The sequence below is a fragment of the Pseudomonas sp. 10S4 genome, assembly GCF_034344865.1.
GTDB lineage: Bacteria > Pseudomonadota > Gammaproteobacteria > Pseudomonadales > Pseudomonadaceae > Aquipseudomonas.
Genome location: NZ_CP133774.1, coordinates 6,298,725 through 6,319,381 on the forward strand (window position 1 = coordinate 6,298,725; position 20,657 = coordinate 6,319,381).

General features: G+C 56.3%; 16 protein-coding genes and 1 pseudogene. 2 read left to right on the plus strand and 15 right to left on the minus strand.

Annotated elements, in window-relative coordinates:
• Positions 1-53 precede the first annotated feature (53 nt).
• Positions 54-959, minus strand: a complete 906-nt coding sequence (locus tag RHM58_RS29365) for an NmrA/HSCARG family protein (protein WP_201257612.1) — start codon at positions 957-959, stop codon at positions 54-56.
• A gap of 55 nt (positions 960-1,014) precedes the next feature.
• Positions 1,015-1,875, minus strand: coding sequence for an SDR family oxidoreductase (locus tag RHM58_RS29370; RefSeq protein ID WP_201257611.1), 861 nt, complete (start codon positions 1,873-1,875; stop codon positions 1,015-1,017).
• Positions 1,876-2,558: 683 nt separating this feature from the next.
• On the opposite strand from RHM58_RS29370, the gene RHM58_RS29375 reads away from it, so the two are divergent.
• Positions 2,559-3,044 carry a hypothetical protein gene (locus RHM58_RS29375; protein WP_201257610.1) on the plus strand — a complete coding sequence of 162 codons (486 nt, stop codon included), beginning with the start codon at positions 2,559-2,561 and terminating at the stop codon, positions 3,042-3,044.
• Between the two features lie 145 nt (positions 3,045-3,189).
• Here the strand turns inward: RHM58_RS29375 and RHM58_RS29380 are convergent, their stop codons facing one another.
• From RHM58_RS29380 to RHM58_RS29425, 10 genes and pseudogenes are all read right to left on the minus strand, one after another.
• The gene (locus RHM58_RS29380) at positions 3,190-4,227 is read right to left on the minus strand and encodes a GGDEF domain-containing protein (RefSeq protein ID WP_201257609.1); all 1,038 of its coding nucleotides are present in this window, start codon (positions 4,225-4,227) and stop codon (positions 3,190-3,192) included.
• Positions 4,228-4,281: 54 nt separating this feature from the next.
• A complete protein-coding gene (locus RHM58_RS29385) occupies positions 4,282-4,677 on the minus strand; it encodes a RidA family protein (protein WP_201257608.1) in 396 nt (131 codons plus the stop codon).
• A 17-nt stretch (positions 4,678-4,694) separates the two neighbouring features.
• A pseudogene (locus RHM58_RS29390) lies at positions 4,695-5,707 on the minus strand (GlxA family transcriptional regulator).
• Positions 5,708-6,062: 355 nt separating this feature from the next.
• Positions 6,063-6,425, minus strand: a complete 363-nt coding sequence (locus RHM58_RS29395) for a DUF6124 family protein (RefSeq protein WP_201257607.1) — start codon at positions 6,423-6,425, stop codon at positions 6,063-6,065.
• A gap of 524 nt (positions 6,426-6,949) precedes the next feature.
• Complete coding sequence (locus RHM58_RS29400; RefSeq protein ID WP_322268922.1) at positions 6,950-8,353, minus strand: MFS transporter; 1,404 nt, start codon at positions 8,351-8,353, stop codon at positions 6,950-6,952.
• A gap of 950 nt (positions 8,354-9,303) precedes the next feature.
• Positions 9,304-10,623: an outer membrane protein transport protein gene (locus RHM58_RS29405; RefSeq protein WP_322268923.1), complete on the minus strand. Its 1,320-nt coding sequence runs from the start codon at positions 10,621-10,623 to the stop codon at positions 9,304-9,306.
• A 152-nt stretch (positions 10,624-10,775) separates the two neighbouring features.
• Positions 10,776-12,674, minus strand: a complete 1,899-nt coding sequence (locus RHM58_RS29410) for an acyl-CoA synthetase (protein ID WP_322268924.1) — start codon at positions 12,672-12,674, stop codon at positions 10,776-10,778.
• 2 nt (positions 12,675-12,676) lie between these two features.
• The gene (locus RHM58_RS29415) at positions 12,677-13,633 is read right to left on the minus strand and encodes a fumarylacetoacetate hydrolase family protein (protein WP_201257603.1); all 957 of its coding nucleotides are present in this window, start codon (positions 13,631-13,633) and stop codon (positions 12,677-12,679) included.
• 176 nt (positions 13,634-13,809) lie between these two features.
• Positions 13,810-14,901, minus strand: a complete 1,092-nt coding sequence (locus RHM58_RS29420; protein ID WP_201257602.1) for a VOC family protein — start codon at positions 14,899-14,901, stop codon at positions 13,810-13,812.
• An 84-nt stretch (positions 14,902-14,985) separates the two neighbouring features.
• A complete protein-coding gene (locus RHM58_RS29425; RefSeq protein ID WP_201257601.1) occupies positions 14,986-15,600 on the minus strand; it encodes a TetR/AcrR family transcriptional regulator in 615 nt (204 codons plus the stop codon).
• A 361-nt stretch (positions 15,601-15,961) separates the two neighbouring features.
• Here RHM58_RS29425 and RHM58_RS29430 point away from each other — a divergent pair, with 361 nt between their 5' ends.
• Positions 15,962-17,197, plus strand: coding sequence for an NADH:flavin oxidoreductase/NADH oxidase family protein (locus tag RHM58_RS29430; RefSeq protein WP_322268925.1), 1,236 nt, complete (start codon positions 15,962-15,964; stop codon positions 17,195-17,197).
• A gap of 21 nt (positions 17,198-17,218) precedes the next feature.
• Here the strand turns inward: RHM58_RS29430 and RHM58_RS29435 are convergent, their stop codons facing one another.
• From RHM58_RS29435 to RHM58_RS29445, 3 genes are all read right to left on the minus strand, one after another.
• Positions 17,219-17,866: a TetR/AcrR family transcriptional regulator gene (locus RHM58_RS29435; protein WP_322268926.1), complete on the minus strand. Its 648-nt coding sequence runs from the start codon at positions 17,864-17,866 to the stop codon at positions 17,219-17,221.
• A gap of 2 nt (positions 17,867-17,868) precedes the next feature.
• Positions 17,869-19,527, minus strand: a complete 1,659-nt coding sequence (locus tag RHM58_RS29440; protein WP_201257598.1) for a bifunctional 3-(3-hydroxy-phenyl)propionate/3-hydroxycinnamic acid hydroxylase — start codon at positions 19,525-19,527, stop codon at positions 17,869-17,871.
• Positions 19,528-20,056: 529 nt separating this feature from the next.
• Positions 20,057-20,653 (minus strand): hypothetical protein, encoded by a 597-nt coding sequence (locus RHM58_RS29445; RefSeq protein ID WP_322268927.1) that lies wholly within the window; start codon positions 20,651-20,653, stop codon positions 20,057-20,059.
• Positions 20,654-20,657: the final 4 nt, after the last annotated feature.

Here is a 20,657-nt window from a genome sequence, read left to right on the forward strand (position 1 = left end):
CACCGGACAGATGTTTGTTTCGAATGTCACGTCGTCGCGTGGCAATCGATGCGTCAGGCGGAGGCCGGAATTTCGAAGTTTGCCCGAGCCCACGCGGCAAACTTCGTCGGCTGTCGGCCGGCGACTTTGTTGGCCAGCGCGATTGCGTCGCGCGAATCCGCACCGAGGTAGGTGTGGGCCTCAAAGTAGGCGAGCATCTCTGCGATTTCCTTGGCGCCCGGGAACCAGTCGGCAAACAGTTCTCGCGGGACGTGCTTGAACGAAAAATCATGTCCCAGTCGATTCAGATCGGTGATGACCTCGTTGAAGCTCAGGAAGTCGCCGACCAGCGGCAAATATTCGCCGTTCCCTGCGAGTTCAGGCTGCGCGAACGCACCGACCACGACGTGGCCAAGTTCGGTGATGTCACCCATGTGAATGACGCGCTGTTGCGGATCGAGCGGCATCGCCCAACCCAGGGTCCCATCCGCTTGTTTCTTCGGAGCCATCATGCCAAGCAGATTTTGATAGAAGAACGGAGCGATCACGTAGGTGTGGTGCGCGAATCCAGCCTCACTCACGATGCCGTCGATTTTTGCTTTGTCCGTAAAATGTGGGACATCAAGCTTGCCGCGGCTGATCGTCTCCACGTTCGGCAGCGTCGACCAGATGAAGTGTTGAACGCCAGCAGCTTTCGCCGCGTGAATAGCTGCGAGTGCCTGCTTGCGCTCGTCCGTTCCCGGCCCCCAGAAATTGGTTACCAGAAAAACCCCGTATGCCCCGGCAAACGCGGCCTCCAGTGTTTGCGGACGATCCAGGTCCGCCAGCACGACCTCGTCAGCCAACTGCGGATGCTCGGACGGATTGCGCGTCAACGCACGTACCTTGAATTGACCATTCGCCTGCAACGCACGCACAACGGCGCCGCCCTGATGACCGGTTGCGCCGACGACGGCGATGAGCTTTTTGGTGTTTGACATGGTAGTTCTCCAATAAATGGTTTCTTGGTGAAGAAATCGGTTCGGCGGCAAGTCTTCAGGCCGAAGGAGATTTCAGCGCCCTGGCAAGCACATCGCGAAGAGGTTTGGGCGGTCGGCCGCCAAGGCGCTCGACGTCGCCAGTCACAATGTCGAACGCACCCGCTGCGAAGCTCGCCTGGATGCTGACGACGATGTGGACGGCCCCTGCCGGCAGACCCGCCTGCGTCAGTCCGGCGCGAAGTTGCTCTTGCGTGATGGCAAGGAACGCGAGTGGCTGACCCGTGATTTCGGCAATGATGGCCGCGCGCTCCGCACCCGACAGGCGCTCGGGCCCGGTAGCGTTGTAGATCGCGCCGGCATGGCCGTCGCCGATCAGGATTCCGGCTGCGGCGGCCGCCACGTCATCGCGCGCAACGAAAGCAGCCCGGTTCTCGGTCAGCCCGGTCAGCACGCCCTGGCGTATCGCTGCCTGCGCCAGTTGCACGAAAGCTTCGGCATAGAAGTTCATACGCAGGACGGTCCAGGCCGGTGCCGTGGCGATAAGATGCTGCTCGCCTCGCCAGTAGGCCGCGCCGCGCGCCGGCTCCTCCTCCTGCCGCGTGCCCACGGCCGACATGAGGACGATATGCTTGACGCCCGCCCTCACGGCCGCGTCGATGGCAGCAACGCTCTGCGCCCCACGCTTTCCGGGCTCCGGATCGACGGTCGTGATGATGAGCAGACGATCGAGACCCGCATAGGCCTCGGCAAGGCTTTCGGGCCGATTGTAGTCCCCGAAGCGTCCCTGAACCGGTCCGGAGACGGCTTCGGGCGTGCGCGTGATAGCCACTACCTCGTGCCCGCCGGGACGCAGCAGCAATTGCGAAACGACAGCTCTGCCCAAATGGCCGCTGGCGCCACTCACACCAATTTTCATGTCCACCTCGTCCTGGTCAAACTGGTCGACGGGCGCACGCAGGCCCGTCCTATGTCATTGCAAAGCCCGCTAGGCGGATTTGCGAGCCTCTCGGCCCGATGCAGGAACAATAGGTCTAGGCCAATTAGCTGACTAGTCGGAACAATTGGATTGCACTCGTCCACCAGGGCCAGGAATGAACACCCATCCCGGGTGTGTCAGCGTTAGCGCTGTATAAGGAGAACGCCATGAAATTCCATGCCAGGAATCCAAACCCAAGACTCATAAAACAGTGGGAGAGCCTTACCGCATAGAACGAGGTGAAGATGCGAATGAGTGCTGGCATTATCGAAATGGTTTGAAGTGCAGAGGCGTATTTGTTTCCTGAGTGATAATTCCAGTTCCTCTTCTTGCCCCAGTCGGGCTCGATGATCACACACTCAAGTTTGAAGGTGATTCCTGCCGATCCCGAGTAGTAGAAGTAGATATGCCAGAAAGACCATTCATGTGCGGCTGGATGGTGGCAGAAAACTCCGGTGTGACTTTGATTACGACAATGAAAATCCTCGGCCCGGGGGTGCGGAACGGATGCAAAATACGTACTATCAGACAGTTGTCGGCCATGAACTGGCAATCAAGGTTGGCACCCAAAGCTGCCCGTCAACTCCAATGCGGAAGACCTGATTTTGCCTAGACAGCAGCCAATGAAACTTCTAGATCGAGTAGCCGACCCTCATGAAAGTATTGAATTCAGCCTTCGTGGCCGAGGTCTTTTACTCGGTATCGCTTTTCTTTCCATACCACTTTATTTTATTTTTTACCCGAGCAATTGGTTGATACTTTTCCACTGGTCATGGCTATCGGCATGCTGGGCTTTAGTGGTTTTGTTGTCCATTTTGCGCAATATCAAGTGGTCGCCTATTTATGCAGGACCAATCCTTATAGTTGATACCGAAGGAATATCTGGCCGTGGAGGAGTCTTTGATTCAGCCTGGAAGGTTTCTTGGGATCAAATAGAAAAATTTGAGTGGGGGCGGAACGGACTCTTTCTTTATAAGAAAAACATGAAAAATTGGGAAGTCCCAATTCGCCAGGGCGGCGTTGGTGGGCCACGACTTGTGCAGGCGTTAAATGCACGGCTTAGTGCTTATGCTTCAAACAAAGGCGACCCACAAGAAGAGGCGGCATAGGGTTGAAAGTGAGCATCCCTTTGCTGCTGAACGTCAGCGGTCCAGGCACGAAGGCGGCAATACCGGTTTGTTCACACGCGACGATTTCCGTGCCCTTGTACCCAACCACTGTCAGCGTCTCTACACCGTTCTCAAGCGGCATCAATCAGACCACTTGATTGCGTCCATTGCGCTTGGCGCGGTACAGCGCATCATCTGCACGGACTACGAGACTTTCCACCGTATCGTCCGCGTTAGCGAGGGCAACACCGAACGACGCCGTGACTGTATCGAGCACTTCGTTCGTGCCACGCGCCTTGATCCGCAACGACTGAATCTTTTGGCGCAGCAGTTCGGCAAAGTCACGGACAGCGGAGAGATCGGCGCACTCGCGCAGGACCACGCAAAACTCTTCGCCACCATAACGCGCCGCCAGGGCCTGAGGTGGCAGTGCAGCTCGCAACACCTGACCGACATGTTCGAGCACGCGATCGCCCAGCGGATGCCCATATTGGTCATTGAATTGCTTGAAGTGGTCGATATCCAACATCACCAACGCGACGCCTTGCGCTTCGGTGTTCAGCGCATGCTCCAGCACTCGAGAGAAGGTGTTTCGGTTGAGCACTTGAGTCAGACCGTCCAGCGATGCGTCCAGTTGGGCACGCTCAAGTTTATCGCGCAGGCTTTTAATCTCGTTTTGGGCAGTGTGCAGTTGAGCAAGGAATCGCTCTTGCTGATCGTGCATCGCCTGAGTGCTTTGTTGAAGCTCGTTGAGTATTGCCGGCAATCTTTTATCGACTGGCTCAGCGAGCATTTCCAGGCAGTGCCCAAGACTGGCCTTAAAGTTGAGACTGCCATTTACGCTATGCGAGACGTCTCGTTCCATGCCATCAACCAGATTAATCGCCTGTTGCTGGCCGGCACGGGCATCTTCCAGTTCATCGCGAATAATGTAGTCGCGAAAAAGCCTGGAAGCGGACTCCGAGGGGAAGTAATCGAAGTCTTTAACAACCCGGTCCAGGTGGCGATTGAGTTCTGGTTCCAGGCCTTTGCTATAGGTGTACCAAAGCGCGTAATGCACCGGATTCGGCGGGATGTTGTGACGCACCATCAGAGGCACGGCTTGCTTGAGCAATGCTGCCGCCTCGCGGTAGTCCTCTGGATACAACGCTAAGGCAGTCGCATGCAGCTCTGATTGGCTCATGACATCACTATTATTAGTTGTTATTGGCGAGTAAGAATGCGCGCCAGCATAGCCTTACGCTCGCCGCACCGCTATGCACTTAATCTCCACCAAAAGTCCCGGGTTAGCTAACTCACTCACCCCAATACAAGTCCAGGCGCACAGCCCTCTGGGGAACAGGCGATTTTTCACCTCACGAAACACCGCCATGTGCTTGGCCAAATCAACGTGATAGGTAGTCATGTCGACCACATCCTCGAACGTGCAGCCTCCAGCGGCGAGCACCTGGCGCAGGCTTTCCCAGGCACAGATGAACTGTTCTTCAGGATCCACGATGACTTGCAAGTCAGGTGTTCTTCCAACCTGACCGGCACAGTAAAGTGTGTCGCCAACCCTCACTGCAGGCGCATAACCCGCGCGTTCAACGATAAGTTTCATGGCTTCAGGAATGATGATTTCTCGGTCGGACATTGCTGGGTCTCCGGGGGTTATTTGACCAGCCGCTTTTCCTTGGAAGGCCGGTAGCCAAAGTACGAGCTATAGCATTTGCTGAAATGACTCGGCGACACAAAGCCGCAGGCAACCAGCACATCGACCTGGGATAACTCGGTGTGTTGAAGCAGCCGACGCGCCTCGGTTATCCGCAGTTCCAGGTAATAGCGTTGCGGCGTTGTGCCCAATTGCTCCTTGAACAATCGTTCGAGTTGCCGCCGGGAACGGCCTGCGTAAACAGCCAGTTGATCCAGTTCCAGAGGCTCTTCGAGGTTGGCGCCCATCAGATTGACCACTTCACGTAACGGTGCGCTCACACTGATATTTTCAGTCGGTTTGATGCGCCGGTAGCGCGACTCCTCGAACGCCAGGATGTCTTCAATGCCCTCGACGAGGGCTTTGTCGTGCAAGCCTTTGATCCAGTCCAGCGCCATGTGGAAGGCCCCGGAAGGGCTGGACGCCGTGAGCCGGTCTCGATCAATGATGTAGGGCTCGCTGCTGACCTGCGTGACCTTGCAGAACTCTGCGAGGGCGGGGCGGTGTTCGGGGTGAATGGCGCAACGGTATCCGTCAAGCAACCCTGCCCGGCCTAGAAACCACGCGCCATTCCACAATCCGGCCAGGCTGACGCCATGCTCTGACGCGTTTCTCAGCAGGCTGATCAACTCGTCGCTGGCCTTCAGTTCTGTCCGGTAGCCACCACAAATGACCAGCAGATCCAGATCACGAATCCCGGAACAATCGATCCGCGCATCTGGCCGTATGACCAGGCCCAGATCGCTGACCACCTCCCCATCGTTCAAGCTGAACGTTCGGGAAGAGAACAAGCCGGGACGTAGCAGATTCGCGGTGATAATCGTGTCCAGCGCTTGAGTAAACGCGGGCAGCGAGAAATGCTCCAGCAGCAGAAAGCCTGTGCGGGCCATTTGCACCGGCTCATCTGGCTGCTCATTCAAATAGCGGAGGTTTTTCCCTTCATGCCACCGCTGAATTGGCGTCGTTCGATCAAGGTCTGGGCCACTCGGTTACGTTAACGAACATGGGCGTTGATAAAACGCCATGCTAACCGCCAGCCGCATAAAAAGCCCTTTCCTCTTACTTGCAGTAAAAAGGTGACAGATCCATTTTCCTGGAAAATGAAGCTGTCACCTTTTTTGCTGATCACTGAAAAATGTGGCGAGGGAGCTTGCTCCCGCTGGGCTGCAATTGAGCCCCAATAAAGCTGTCGCGGTTTTTCAGAAAGAACTCGATGGCCGATTTGGGGCTGCTGCGCAGCCCAACGGGGTCAAGCCCCTCGCCACAGGGTGTTCCATCAGAAATGAGTGTCGTGAGGGAGCAAGCTTCCTCACGAACGTGCCTGGCGACTACCCAGGTTTGTGGTTATCCAGTACTCGATTGACCGCTAACTCACCCATCATGATCACCTGTTGTAGCAACAGCATTTTTTTGCGTTGCGGGCCTTCCATTAAACCGGCGATATCACCGGCCATGTCGCTGGCTGACTCTAACGAATCGCAAGCTTGGAGGAGCAACGTTTCGTCATCTACCGCTGGGTCGATGAGGAAGATGATGCCGGGCTTGCGGGGCGGTATCGGCTCTTTCAGCGCCCCGGGGTTGAGGTAGAAGTTGAGTGCGCGGTCGGTTGCCTCTTTGAGCTTTTTGGGGTCGAGGGAGGCATCGTGGGGTACTGGATCGGTGTCGGGGGGATTGGATGTGACTTTGAACATAGATCTGATTCCAGAGTTGGGGCCACTACCGCTCTCGACTAAAAGAGGGTGGCGGCTGTACGCAGGTTAGTCGACCGGTGGAATCAGCAAGCCCGGCGCGCCCAAGGGCGCCCTGCGCACAACCACCATCAAGTACAGACATAGAATGACCTGACTGAATGGCGCTTATGCACCTTACCGATAACCACCGGGCGACTAAACCCGACCACTGATGGGCAGTGGCAGGCAAACGATAGAGTCCGGGGGCAAAGCGCACAAGCCGGCGGATTCTGGCGTACGCGTAGGTAATGACGCAAGGTGTTGTAGCCTTTAGGACGTAACGCCGAGTGTCCTTAAACATGCGCCGCGAAGCATGTTTAAGCGGTGCACCCACTGACGCCATCGCGAGCAAGCTCGCTCCCACAAGGGCCGGTGTCGGCCGCAACACTTGCGAACGACACCGAGCCAATGTGGGAGCGAGCTTGTTCGCGATGACGGCGACACATCCAGCATCCGTCTAACGGACGTACCGCATCGCCAGCCGTTTACAAATCAGTAATTTCCTTATGCTGCGGCACCAGCATTTTCATCACGCTCCACGCCACCAGGTAGGCCAGTGCACAGATCGCAAACATGATCATGTAGCCGGTATGAATATCGTTAATCGATTTGTAGTAGTCGAACACCCAGCCGCCGATTTTGGTCATCACCACGCCGCCCAAGCCGCCTGCCATGCCGCCAATACCGACCACGGACGCCACGGTTTTTTGCGGGAACATGTCGGACACGGTGGTGAAAATATTGCACGACCACGCCTGATGCGCCGACGCGCCAACGCCAATCAGCAGCACCGGCACCCAGAAACTGATGTAACCCAATGGTTGCGCCAACAGCACCAGCAGCGGGAAGAGCGCGATCACCAACATGGCTTTCATGCGCCCGTCATACGGCTTGTCGCCGCGCGCCATGAAGTAGCTGGGGAACCAGCCACCACCGATGCTGCCCACCATGGTCATGCTGTACAACACGGCCAGCGGCATCACGATGGCTGAACCCTTCATGCCGTATTGCGCCGACAGATAGGTCGGCAGCCAGAACAGGAAGAACCACCACACGCCATCGGTCATGAATTTGCCGAAGGCAAAGGCCCAAGTCTGGCGGTAGGTCAGCAACTTGAACCACGATACTTTTTTCGCAACGTCGCCCGACACTGGGGTGACGTCCACCTGTACGGTCTCATCGCTGCGGATGTAGGCCAGTTCCTGCGCTGACAGGCGCTTTTGCTGCTCCGGTTTTTGGTACAACGCAACCCATACAGCCACCCAAACGAAGCCCAACATACCGATCACGATGAACGCTGCTTCCCAGCCCCATAGACCGGCAATCAGCGGCACGCAAATCGGCGCCAGGATCGCGCCCACGTTGGCTCCGGAGTTGAAGATGCCTGTGGCGAAGGAGCGCTCTTTCTTCGGGAAGTATTCGGCTGTGGCCTTGATCGCGATCGGGAAGTTACCCGCCTCGCCTATCGCCAGTACGGCGCGCGACAGCATGAAGCCGGCGATCGAAACCGGGATAACGGCAAGGCCGAATGCGCTGCACACAGCGGCGATCCCCTCACCCATCGGCACCGAAAACGCGTGCATCATCGCGCCGGTAGACCAGATGCCAATCGCTACTACATAGGCGGTCTTGGTGCCGATCTTATCCACCACACGGCCGGCGAATAGCATGGAAATCGCATACACAAACTGAAAGACCGAGGCGATGTTGGCGTAATCGGTATTACTCCAGCCAAATTGCGTCGACAGATCCGGCGCCAACAGACTGAGCACCTGGCGATCCAGGTAATTGACGGTGGTAGCAAAGAACAACAACGCGCAGATCGTCCAGCGATATTTGCCTACAGCCTGGCCTATGCGTTGCGGATTGATGGGCTCGTTCAGATTCATGGCATCACTTTATTATTGGATTAGGGTGATGATCTCTCGACATCAATGTGAGAGTGCAGGTGCACGTTCTCCATGCTTTTCGGCTGGAGTTGAACGTGTTGCAAGGGCTATCGGGCGTGTGGCGGGACGGTTGCCTGTAATGGACCTGAGTCTGTATAGAGGCAAGCAATCAGGATCGGACCATTAGGCGCGGCATGCAGGGGGATGAGTAAGCGAGTTGAATTCATGATGAGGGCCGACACTCTTTTTTATTTTTAGGGGTGAACAGGCGATCTATCGTCTGTCGTCGTACAACTACGCCTTTTATAGCTAGCTCCCTACCCGGCTGTCAATCTGAAAAATGGCCGTCTGTCTCGACAAAGAGCGTCCGAAAAATTTCGGTTCCGCTTATAGTCCGCTAGCTGTGGGCCTGCCAGGGTGATTAATCCTGGTGGGGGGATGACGACAAGGAATGATAGACCACCCTAGTTGTACGACAACACATGTCGTGATATGAAATCCAGATGAGAGGTACGGACTCGATCAGAAAGGCATCGGTGGGCCTCCGACTGTTCACTTTGGGCGATTGCGGCCATTCGAGACAGGCAGCCAGCCAAAAGCTGCCATTCACTTAAGTAAATCGTAGCGATTTAGCAACACAACAGCTCCAGACTTTGATTTGCGTAATTCGGTGGCGCCATTCCGAACTCGCGGAGCGCGAGTTCGGAGTCTTCCACATCGCCACGGATAACGACGACCTTCAGACAGGCGCAGAGATAAAGCAGAGACCCTCTTGTGGAGAGTGCACCGACAGCAAGGAGCTTGGTAAAACGCCTCGATTAGGCATGGCTACTAACGCCGTGGAACGCGTAGCTTCAGCCCGCTGTAAAGAGCCCCATGACAGGTTCAGTAATGGGCGTTGGAAAAACCACTCAATCAATTTGTAGTGGAAATGCTTTGGACCAGATTGATCAGTACCGATAGGTTGCCTGCACTGAAACTCCATTTGCACTATTGTCGTAGTTGGCACTGTATTCCGGTTGAAGGCCGGAGTTGTTCGACTGCTTCACCGAGACTTTTGAATCCCAGAGATAACCATAAGCAAAGTCTATCGTCAGATCGGAATTCGGAGAGTAGGCGCCTCCCAACGTCACGGCTTGGCGGTTCCCAACGGGGATGCGCACGCTGCGATCGGCATTGCCAACGGGCGCAGGATCATAAGCGTAGCCCGCGCGCATCAGCCATTGCGAGGTCAACTGATAGGATGCACCAACAGCCCCAGACCACGTGTCGTGCCAGTTCAATGGTTCGCCCACTTGCCCCAGTCCGATGCTTTGTCCAACAGGCGAAACACCACTGTTGATGGCTTCGAACTTGTCGAGCCGGCTCCACCGTTTCCAAGTCGCCCCCAGGTATCCTGTCCAGCGATCGTTGAAATGATGAGTGATTGAGGTATCCACGGATTCAGGCATGACCAGATCAATCTTGGCGTCATAATTTCCGTCCAGTGGAAGAACAGCCGGAGAACCGGAAATCTCGGTGTGTCCTTTGAGGTGATAGCTCACCTTCGAGTGGTAGTTAATCCCCCAACTCGTTGCATCACTCAAGTCAACCAAGAGGCCGAGGTTGTAGCCCAATGCCGTGTCATCGCCCTTGATGGTGATCAGTGTGTCCTGACCGTTGTTCAGGGCGCCGGTGGCCAAGTAATTTTGAAGCTTTGCGTTGAAATGGTTTACGGTCGGTCCGCCACCAATGGACACGTAATCATTGATTCGATAAGCGATGGTGGGCTGAAGGGTGATCTCCTTGGTCGTGCTATAGGAACCATGGTAGCGGCCCTGAAAAGAGCTCTCGTAATCATTGATCAGACCACTCGGAGCATACAGACCCAAGCCAATCGAAAAACGATCATCAAGTGGCGTCGACATATAAGCGAAGGGCACAACCCCCAGCGGTACCGAGTCCCCTTTATTCGTTCCTGAGGCGCTGCTCTGCGCATCACTGATGTCATCACTCACCGAGACGACCGCAGCTCCGCCGGAAATCTCCGTACGTTTCAGTTTGGTCAAACCTGCAGGATTTCCAAAGATAGTACTGGCGTCCAGCGCGGAAGATGACCTTCCCGCATAAGCAGTACCCGCACTGCTTGCACTTTGCTCGTTCAAGGCAATGCCATTGGCGCCTGCGCTTGTTGAAACGCAGAGTATTGCCGCGGCGCCGGTGAATTTAATCCAGGAAGACACTTCTCGCACAGCTGAGAGACACGGAGTTGCAAGGTTGCTCAGTTTCATTTCCCACCTCGTATTGTTTTTATTGGTTGGTGCGCAGGCAAAGCTTCGCCTTCCGGTGCACTTGGCAGTGCCGGTTGGAGTTGATCGAAGTTGTGAAACAGGCCCTGGCTGACGACTAACAGGGCCGAGGTGCCGAACTTATGTAGTCAGGGTCATTTGAGCCACTCCACCTGAAAGCTATAGCGACCTAGAAGGAGGGCCAGGGACTCTTGATGTCTCCCGGCCCGGATGCAGGCGACCAATCCACGTTGTTCATGCTGAATCACCTCGACCGCAATGTCCTTCATACACATGCGATCCACATCCTGCCGGACTACCCTGGCAACTTCGCGCTGCTGCAACGCGGGCTTGAAGATCTTTCCAACCGCCGTCAACGGCAGTGCTTCGAGGATTTCGATCCGCTTGGGAATGGCCGCTCGCTCACTGATGTGGCGCTGAGCAAACTTCTCAAGTTCTTCAATGTTGCAGACGTGGCCCGGCCGCAGTTGCACGTAAGCGACCGGCACTTCACCCGAATAGGCGTCAGGGCTGCCGATGGCAGCCGCCAACGCCACCGCTGGGTGGGCCTGCAAAGCCTCCTCGATTTGTTTGGGATCGATGTTGTGGCCGCCGCGGATGATCAGTTCCTTTTTGCGCCCGGTCAGCCAGAAGTAGCCATTTCCCTCCTGGCGACCCAGATCGCCCGTATTCAGCCAGCGCTGACCATTGATCTCGATCCACAGGCCCCGGTTATGGCTTTCCTCAACGTAACCCTCGAACAGGTTCGGGCCCGTGATGGTGATCAAGCCAACTTCGTCGATGTCGGCGTCGCGCAGATACTCTCCAGCTTCATCGAGCATGACTACGCGCATGTCTTGGTAGGCAATCCGTATACCGATGGAGCCGATGTAGCGCTCGCCATGGGGCGGATTAACCGAGGAAACGCACGCGCCTTCCGTGAGTCCATAGCCTTCAAGGATCTTCACTCCGGTTCGGCCTTCGAACTCCCGGAAAAGTTCGACCGGCATCGGCGCGGCACCACACATGGCATAACGAAGGCTGGACAGGTCGCAGCCTTCCAGCTCATTTTGCAAAAGTGCGGAATAGACGGTAGGAACGCCGGAGAAGAAGTTGATGCCGAAGTACTCAACCATCTCCCAGAAGCGTGGGATAACACCCTCACCGCGATAGCCCTGCGGCGTGCCGAGAATGACATGATCACCTTGGGTCCAAGGCATCAGGCCTGTCACCAGCTGAGCGTTTACATGAAACAGCGGCAACCCGCAGAAAATGACCTGGCCATGCCCATGTGGTTGCATGTGCGTAGCCATGGCCCACGCGTTGAAGACCTCCGCCCCATGGCTACGCATCGCGATCTTGGGCAGCCCGGTGGTACCACCGGTGCAGAAGTAAGAGGAACGATCCTCAGGTCGGAATTGCCGGTCGCTCTTCAGGTGCGTGCCTGGCTGAGCATCCATCAACGTTCGTAATTCGTGAATCGTGGGCCCCCTGTGCAACTCACGTTCTTTCTGTGCCAGGGATTCAAGCGACTCACGCTGAGCTAAATCAACATAGGGTCCCATGCCAACCCAAACGACGTGCTTGACCTCGGGAAGTTGACTCAGCTGCGAGGCCAGCTTGAGCCACAGGTCGCTGCCCGGAGTCGGTGCGAGCGTTACTACCACGCTGGCCTTGACGGCCCGTAGCAAGGCAGCTATCTGTTTGGCCTCTTGCAGCGGATTGATCGCCATGACGACACCCGCCGCTTCCCCCCAGATGGTGAAATGAGTTTCCGGCAGGTTCGGCAGGATGAAGGCCAGCACTTCACCCGGGGTAATGCCCAGGTCGTGGAAGGCATTCGCCGCGCGAGTGATATCTTCGACGAGTTCGGCATAGCTCCAGTGTTGGGTGTTCCTGAAGCAGGTAGCGTCGGCGAAGAAACTCAGTGCAGGCGCGTTGGGGCCAAGCTCGGCTGTCCGTGTCAGAGCTTCATAGGTGCTTGAAGCCAAGCCACGCTCCGCCAATGGGACCTGCTCGATGTTTTCAATGTCGTTCAGCGATCGCACCATCATTGTCAGGCTTCCTCTACGACTCGGTTACGTTGCACACCGAGGTCGACTACGCCATCCGCGCTCCTAATGCGCGCTTCGACTACGTCTCCTGGCTTGAGATACTGAGACCGTCCCTCTTGCGCTTTGAGGAAAAGCTTCCACTTGGTGGCTTCTGGCATCAGGGCCGCAATGCGCTGTTTGGCCGGCGAAGGGATGGTCAGTGCGCATCCCGCAGGAGTACCGGTGGCGATCAGGTCGCCTGGGGCAAGATCTTGGACAGAGGAGAGTTCGGTCAGGGTTTCAGCGGGGCCATACACCAGGTTGGCCGTGCTATCGCTTTGTCGCACTTCACCATTGACCGTCAGGCGCAACTGCAATGCTTTGAGGTAATGCATGTCCTGGGCATCCAGAAGACAGAGGTAAGGACCGACCGGACCAAATGTGCGGAAACTCTTGCCCTTGTAGAATTGCATCTGCGGGATCTGAATGTCGCGTGCCGAGTAGTCGTTGACAATGACCACACCGGCAATGAACTCGTGCAGGTTGGCGTCAGTGACAGAAACAGCGCCAGTGATCGCGCGCTTCATCACCAACCCCAGTTCAATTTCGTAGTCGAGAAAGCGCACGGTGCGCGGCTTGATCAGGACGCTGTCAGCAGCCACCAGACAACTGGTCGCCTTGGTGAACATCATGTTGTATTTCTTCGCATCCGGGTCCATGCCCGACTCGATCATATGCTGTCGATAGTTGGCCCCTTGGCAGACAAACTGCTGGTTACGGGTCACCGGCGACAGCAGTTTCACCTTGTGCGCCTCCAACTGAGTACCATTCAGTTGAGCGAGGTCATCAATACTGTTCTGGCTGATGAAGTCACCCGTGGTCTCAAAAATACCGGGGACAACCGTGATACGGTCTTGGCGTAGCACGCCCCAGTGGATACCGTTCTCAAATTCAAAGCGGACGACGTGTACAGCAGACATTGAAGGTACTCCTGGAGCGGCGTTTGTCCCGCGCTCGATGGCACGAGAACTGTGGTGTTGTTCTGAGGGTGGGCTGGCGATGCTGTAGATCAACGAGCCGCCGGCGATTAAGGCGCCGGCTTTGAGCACGTCTCGCCGGCCATACGGGGTTGAGTTGTCCAACGTGGCGGCATGTCCTACCCAAACATCCGCATCAGCGTGATCAATTTGCGAATCGTTAAATCCGGGCTGCGCCGCAGGTTGCGGATCAGCGCTCGGACATTGCTGAAGCTCATCTTGGGTTTTGTAAAACTCTTGGGCATGCTCTGCCCCCACTGCGCCATTGCCTCGGGACTCACGGGATGGATGCCCGTAGGTTGTATGGCGGTAAAAATATCCCCGTCGCAGTAGTGCTCGTGCTTATCACCCCAAGGATCTTGCCAGTAATCGAAGATCTGACTGCCCAGGATGTGCCGGCCGATTCCCCATGCGTGCTCCCAACCCCGCTCTCGCAGGACTCGTTGCCCCATGCCCACCGCGTCTGCATCGACGACCTCATAGGCGCTATGGCTGTAGGTCGCCATGAACCCCTGCGCGATCGCGAGCGTGTGGTGATCTGCCGGCCTGTCACCGAGATCAAGGCGCATGAAAGCGACGATGGGGGTGCCGTCGGGGAGTACCTGTACATCGCTGGGAATAAGCCCGAAATGCTGCGTATACCAGGCACAGGTCGCCTGATAGTCGGCTACTTCAATGACGATATGGCCCAGTCTGAGGACTTCAGGCGGCGCAATCGGCGGGCGCTGCGTGACGTTGATTCGCGGCTGCTCTTGCGCCAGATTCCAAGGAAGTGGAGCCCTGTGTTCCAGGCTTTTACTGGGCGTCTGGTCGTAAACGGCTTCGACGATAAAGCCTGAAGGATCGGTCAGTCTGACGTAGTGCCCGCCACCAGGATGTATCGAGGCCTCGACCAAGGATGCACCTGGAATTTGCGTCAGCTTTTCCAGATCCCTGAGCGATTGGACTGCCAGGCCAAAACCGACAAAGCCTGCCTTTTCTGAACGGTGCACGCGATAACAGTAGGCAGTTGGCTCAGTGCCGCGCAGATACAGCGTATCGGCATTCTGATAACTGGCGGTCAGACCGAAATCAGTCAGGAAACGCGCTGCCTCATTCAAGTCCGGCCTTTGAAAAATCAGGTGAGTCAAACCTTGGGCCTTCACCCTCGGTTGTGGATGCCGGGCAGGCTGTGGCGTCGCCAACTGGGGCATTTCATTTTTGTTGTTCATTGTTCTTGTTATCCAGTTTTAAGGGCAAACGATCCCCGAACCCCTGAAAATGCCAGGGGTTTTGTCGTGTGTCGGCTACCGCGCTTAGTCGATCTGGGGAAGTACCGGCAACTCTACGGTCGCCAGCGCTCTAGCCTCTTCGAGAGGCACACCTAAGGCGCGCAGCACGAGTTCGGCCGTATCAGCTCCTGATTCGCGCCACGTTCTGTGCCCTTCCAGAACCAGGAAAATGGATCCGAGTACGCTGCTCGATATCAGCGTCAGGACCGAGAGCAATTGCTCTTGCCGAAACAGGTACCGACCGGTGGAAAGTCCACTCATAAGATCTGTCGTCGCCTGGCTGGTAAACATTTCACGCAACGAAGAGTTGCTCATGGCGAACTTATGGATGAATGCCCCCCAGTGGGAGTCTTCGTGAGCCCGACGGATGAAGAATCGGATGCCGTTGGCCAGGCGCTGAGCAGGATCGGAGAGCGAGTTGAAGCTCTTGTTGACCCGTTCATGCATCTCTCTCGCGAGATGGCTGGCGACCGCCTCGAACAGGCCTTCCATGCTCTCGATGTTGCTGTAAACCGTGCCACGCGCCACCCCTGCCTCTTGCGCAAGGTCGAGGATGTTCACTTGAGAAGTGCCTTTCTCCGCGAACAGGCGAAAAGCGGCTTGGTGAATGCGGCGCTGTGTTGGATTCAGGAGTTCCACAGGTCTCTCTCTAGGATTGCCTTACGGGACAATTGAACACTCGTGTTCGATTGACGTCAATCCTGTTTTTTGAAAACAAAGCTGTTTTTTCAAATAAAAACCGCAAAGAACCTTTTTATCTTATTTAGCAAAAGATTTGCGAGGCCATCCGGCACGTTTCAGATACCTGCACATTGACCAAATTGAACACGAATGTTCAGATTTGTGTAAGCGGATGCAGTCGCTAAATGATTCATTCAAAGCCATCTATCGGGAATTCCCCAGCCCCAGGTACACCGACGTAGCCCGAAGATGACGTTTCGCCAGAGGCGTCGCCGTTTGAATGAAGGCCGTCCATTTATCGTTAACTGAAGGACAGAATATGACCGGCTCCAAGCTCTTTGAACCGCTTCGATTGCCAAATGGTGTAGTGATTCCGAATCGAATCGCCAAGGCTGCCATGGAGGAAAACCTTGCCAATGAGAATCACGCTCCAGGGGAAGCGTTGGCCAGGCTTTATCGGGGCTGGGCAGAAGGTGGGGCCGGCCTGATCATCACGGGTAACGTGATGGTTGATCGCCACGCTTTGACCGGACCCGCGGGCGTAGTGCTTGAGGATGATCGAAACCTGCGGAATTTCCAGTTATGGGCCGAAGCTTGCCGCAGTCGTGGGGCCCAGGCCTGGATGCAGATCAATCATCCCGGACGGCAGCTATTGGCCTCAATGGGACAGCCGGCAAGAGGCCCCTCCGCTGTTGCGGTCGATTTCCCCGGACTATCTAAAGCTTTTGTACCACCCAGGGCTTTGGATGAGCAGGAGATCGAGGAACTGATTGAGCGCTATACCCAAGCGGCCGTGCTGGCAGAGCGCGCCGGATTTACGGGGGTGGAGATTCATGCGGCCCATGGCTATCTGTTCAGCCAATTCCTGTCGCCCTTGACCAACCGGCGTGACGACCGCTGGGGTGGCAGCCTGGAAAATCGTGCGCAAATCCTCCTGAAAACGATCGACGCCATACGTCAGCGCGTGGAACCGATTTTTTGCGTCGCTGTGAAGCTCAATTCCGCGGACTTTCAGCGCGGCGGTTTCGATGCCGAGGATGCGGCTCGCGTGGTGGAAATGCTTAACGCCAAGGCGGTCGACCTGGTCGAGCTGTCAGGTGGCAGCTACGAAAGTCCGGCGATGCAGGGGCAGACCCGCGATGGCAGCAGTCTGGCTCGAGAGGCCTATTTTCTCGAATTCGCGGAGAGGATAGGAAAAATCGCGGACATGCCGCTGATGGTTGCGGGTGGCGTACGCAGGAAGGAAGTCGCGGAGCGAGTGGTGAGCGGCTCGGTGTCGATGGTCGGACTTGCCACGGCGTCGGCCATTGAGCCGACCCTGCCCAGCCAGTGGATGGCAGGTCAGAACACCGAAGTAGAGCCCATCGTCGTCCGCTGGAAGAACAAGGCGCTGGCTTCGCTTGCAGTGGCGTCGCTAATCAGAAAGCAGCTTGGCTTGCTGAGTCAAGGGAAGCGGATACGACCTGGGATGTCACCGTTCATGGCATTGATCAGCAACCAGCTGAAATCTCGACGCCAGGCGAAGCGTTATCGGCAATGGATTAATAACGTCTGACCGATCAAGAAAGACCTCAGATCAGGTGGGTAGTGGCTTCACGGCAATTTTCCGGGCTTTGGCAGGCGTTACGCCCAAGGCCTGGAGAATCATTTCGGCGACCCGCACATCGTGCTCAACCACTGCACGTCCTTCGACAACAGAGCGCATCGCTCCGGTTGTGCACGATAAGACCAAATCAAGGGCGATCCCTTCGTCCTCATAAGCCAACGTTCCTGCACGCAGCCCCTCACGCAGATCCCCCATGACATGAGTAGCCAAGCGCGAGCGCATGGCCTGGTCGAAATGGATGATGCGCAATAGCGCATTCGCCCATTGGTGGTCAGCTGCAGCCCGACACACAAACATGCGTACACCAATCGAAAGCCGTTGTGCACCGCAATGCACATCAGCGTTCAGGACAGAAATGGCGTCAGAGAACTCGGCGGCCATGGCAATGCCCACCGCTTCGAGAACTTCGTCGCGCGTTCGAAAATAGTTGTAGATAGTGCCGTTCGATACCGCCGCCTCGGCGGCGACTTCGAGCAATGCGATCTCCCCCACCTCCTTACGTGCGACAAGTCGCAATGCCGCGTCGACCAGACCGCGACGGGTGCGCTCGCGTTTCTTGTGCCCCCTGGTGAGAGGTTCTGGCGCAGCAGCTTCTAAAGGAGGTGTGGGGGAGTCCATGATCAAGCTCGTAATCTAATCGGCTCGTTGATAGTAATGGAAACGCAGTCAGGAGTGGCGTCCTCACTCATCAGCAGCCCCCTACAGTCTCGAAGGAGTTTGCCGGCCTCTGTGCAAGGGGCGTGGTGCATGATGATACGGTCAGGACGAACAGCGACGAGCGTTCCTTTAGCAGCTAGAGGCAAGATCTCATGGTTCATGTCTTCGATGAAGTCACAGCTGCCGCCGGAACGTTGGCCGCGGGGTCTGACCGCTAAGAAGTGACCGCCCATCTTTTCCCAGAAAACGATCTGATCAGTGGTGAGCAGTGACAATGGATCAACACCAAATCCAACCAGGGTTAGGTTGTCTCCCAGAGCATCATCACTCAGCTTTATCTGCTTTTGCAGGGTGCGAACCCACGCTTGGGGAAACAGGCTGCCGCGCACCAGTTTGTCACCCCGCCGATGCGGCACGAACAGGCCGTGCATGAAAGTGTTCTTCGGCTTGATGTCCAACTGCTCGAAGTACCTTCTGGTAGCTGGAGTCAACGCCAGCATGCGCATTAGGCCATGGATGAAGAAAGCCGCGACCTTGCTCTTGGGCATTACCAGACGGCCCATGAGTTTTGCCAGATTGATCATCGCCTGAGCATGCGGGCGGCGCTCTACGTCATAGGTATCGAGTATCGCAGGCGCGGCATGGCCACGAAGGACCCACGCCAGCTTCCAGGCAAGATTGGCACCATCACGAAGGCCCGCGACGAGACCTTGCCCGACAAAGGGCGGGGTGACGTGTGCCGCGTCGCCGACGAGGAAAGTACGTCCCTTGCTGAATCGGTTGCAGCAACGCGCGTGGAATCGATACACCGCCTTGCGCTCGATTTCCAACTCCAACGGATTAACCCATGGAGCAATGAGCCGGGCGATGCTTTCCGGGCTTTCCAGCTCCTCCCGGGATTCGCCGGGTTGCAGCATGAATTCCCAGCGCTCCCTTCCACCGGGGGCCGGCATATGCGGCGTGGGCCGCCGCGGATCACAGATAAACTCAATGTGATCAATGGCTGACTGATGCCGGTTCTTGGCATCGACAATCAGCCAGTCCTCTGCATAGGTTTGTCCCTCGAACTCCTGGCCGATCAGCGCTCTGACCCTGGAACTAGCACCGTCCGCACCGATTAGGTACTGGGCGCGAACAGAATGCGAGTGCCCATTTTGATCCCGTACGGTGGCGACCACGCAATCCGCTTCCTCAACCAGAGTCTCCAGCTCGAAACCACCCAGACTGGTCACTGATTTCAGTCGGGACACCTGGCCACGCATCGCTCGTTCGAGGTCGGGTTGATAGAACGTCACAAGTTTGGGATGGCCGTCAATACACCCTTCTGTATTGGCTCGACCGAATTGCCCGAGCACCGGAGAGTGCATCTTCACTTCCGGGATCACGATCTTCTCGAAAGCGTCCTCCGACAATCCGGCGAGTTGCAGGATGCGCAGGGCCTCGTTGTCCAGAGCAATGGCACGAGGCATCAGTACGATTTCATGGAGCTTGTCCAGCACCAGGGTCGTAACCCCGTAGCGGCCGAGCAGCGCCGCGATTGTCGCGCCTACCGGACCGTTACCGACGACCAGCACATCGACGGCGTAGGGAGGCAATTCGTAATCTTTCTTGTTGTTGTTCATCTCGAGCCCTTGTTGTGATTGAAGTCGTGAGGCGCGCAGGTCTCATCGTCAGGCATCACCAAGGTATGCAATATTGAGATATATTTCAATATTGAGATTTTAGTCATTAACACTTGAGATCATTACCAAGCCACAAAGGCAGGCATTCCGCGGTGTCAGGGGCTTACGAATCGAACCTGGTCCGAAGCGATGAAAGCCGCTGGCGTGAGGAGTGAGGTAATCATTAGGCAGGTTTAAAACACGCGGTCCCTCCCTGATTGTGGCGGGAAATCAGTGGGTCCAACCTTGTGATGACAATCCGCTTAGGTCGATTACAACCCGTTGCGAAAGACAGCAATCGGCTGTGGATTCAACCGGCCCGCGTTTGCTGGCGCCATCGAGTCGATAGCGATGTGGATAGACCAGAGAGGGTCAATGGGGGGTCGAGTACAGCTCTTCAAGCTATTGGCCGGCTACAACAGAGTGTCATGATGCACAGCCATGAGCTCTTGCATAACCTGGCCAGTAGTGAGCAAAAATCCATTGGACGTCACTCATCGGCGCTGCAGTCGACGTCGCCCGCCCCCATATGATCGAAGCCGGTCAGCACGACCGAAGTAAGCCCTTGGGACGAATCAGCAGGGTCTTTGCCCAGCGAACTATTGATCGTTTCAAACTGGACATTGGTGTCCATGATGTTTGCCGGCAGGGACCGCCGCTCTGTTTCGGATAACTTATAGCCTTCGGTAGCAGGTAATTTAAACGCCTTGCGCACCTCGACCTCGTTCAGTATTCCTTTGAGCATGATCGTGACCTGTTGCAATTCCCCATGCTCCCAGTTCAGTTGCACCTGCGTCGCGAGCGGGTGAATCCTGGCCGCCAGGCTTGCGGGAAAGTCTGGGCCTTCTTCGTAGGCATCGGGGTTGTTGCACGGATCGCCTTGATTTTCGTAGCCCTTCAAGGCGCAGTTGAAGCGCTTGTCCCGATGCCCGAGCGTCTTCTCCATGTAGCAACCAAACTCGCTTGAGGACATGCGCGGCCATGCCAATACGTTGATGTCGGGCGGCGCCAGGTCCGCTCCCAAGGCCTGATTTGCACAGGTGAGCAACACTAATAAGACCGCCATGTCGGTGTTGACTTTGAACATCTTT

Bases quoted from the DNA above. Each gene is read 5' to 3' on its own strand.
- RHM58_RS29365 (WP_201257612.1), bottom strand. From the start codon at position 959: ATGTCAAACACCAAAAAGCTCATCGCCGTCGTCGGCGCAACCGGTCAT.
- RHM58_RS29370 (WP_201257611.1), bottom strand. From the start codon at position 1,875: ATGAAAATTGGTGTGAGTGGCGCCAGCGGCCATTTGGGCAGAGCTGTC.
- RHM58_RS29375 (WP_201257610.1), top strand. From the start codon at position 2,559: ATGAAACTTCTAGATCGAGTAGCCGACCCTCATGAAAGTATTGAATTC.
- RHM58_RS29380 (WP_201257609.1), bottom strand. From the start codon at position 4,227: ATGAGCCAATCAGAGCTGCATGCGACTGCCTTAGCGTTGTATCCAGAG.
- RHM58_RS29385 (WP_201257608.1), bottom strand. From the start codon at position 4,677: ATGTCCGACCGAGAAATCATCATTCCTGAAGCCATGAAACTTATCGTT.
- RHM58_RS29395 (WP_201257607.1), bottom strand. From the start codon at position 6,425: ATGTTCAAAGTCACATCCAATCCCCCCGACACCGATCCAGTACCCCAC.
- RHM58_RS29400 (WP_322268922.1), bottom strand. From the start codon at position 8,353: ATGAATCTGAACGAGCCCATCAATCCGCAACGCATAGGCCAGGCTGTA.
- RHM58_RS29405 (WP_322268923.1), bottom strand. From the start codon at position 10,623: ATGAAACTGAGCAACCTTGCAACTCCGTGTCTCTCAGCTGTGCGAGAA.
- RHM58_RS29410 (WP_322268924.1), bottom strand. From the start codon at position 12,674: ATGATGGTGCGATCGCTGAACGACATTGAAAACATCGAGCAGGTCCCA.
- RHM58_RS29415 (WP_201257603.1), bottom strand. From the start codon at position 13,633: ATGTCTGCTGTACACGTCGTCCGCTTTGAATTTGAGAACGGTATCCAC.
- RHM58_RS29420 (WP_201257602.1), bottom strand. From the start codon at position 14,901: ATGAACAACAAAAATGAAATGCCCCAGTTGGCGACGCCACAGCCTGCC.
- RHM58_RS29430 (WP_322268925.1), top strand. From the start codon at position 15,962: ATGACCGGCTCCAAGCTCTTTGAACCGCTTCGATTGCCAAATGGTGTA.
- RHM58_RS29435 (WP_322268926.1), bottom strand. From the start codon at position 17,866: ATGGACTCCCCCACACCTCCTTTAGAAGCTGCTGCGCCAGAACCTCTC.
- RHM58_RS29440 (WP_201257598.1), bottom strand. From the start codon at position 19,527: ATGAACAACAACAAGAAAGATTACGAATTGCCTCCCTACGCCGTCGAT.
- RHM58_RS29445 (WP_322268927.1), bottom strand. From the start codon at position 20,653: ATGTTCAAAGTCAACACCGACATGGCGGTCTTATTAGTGTTGCTCACC.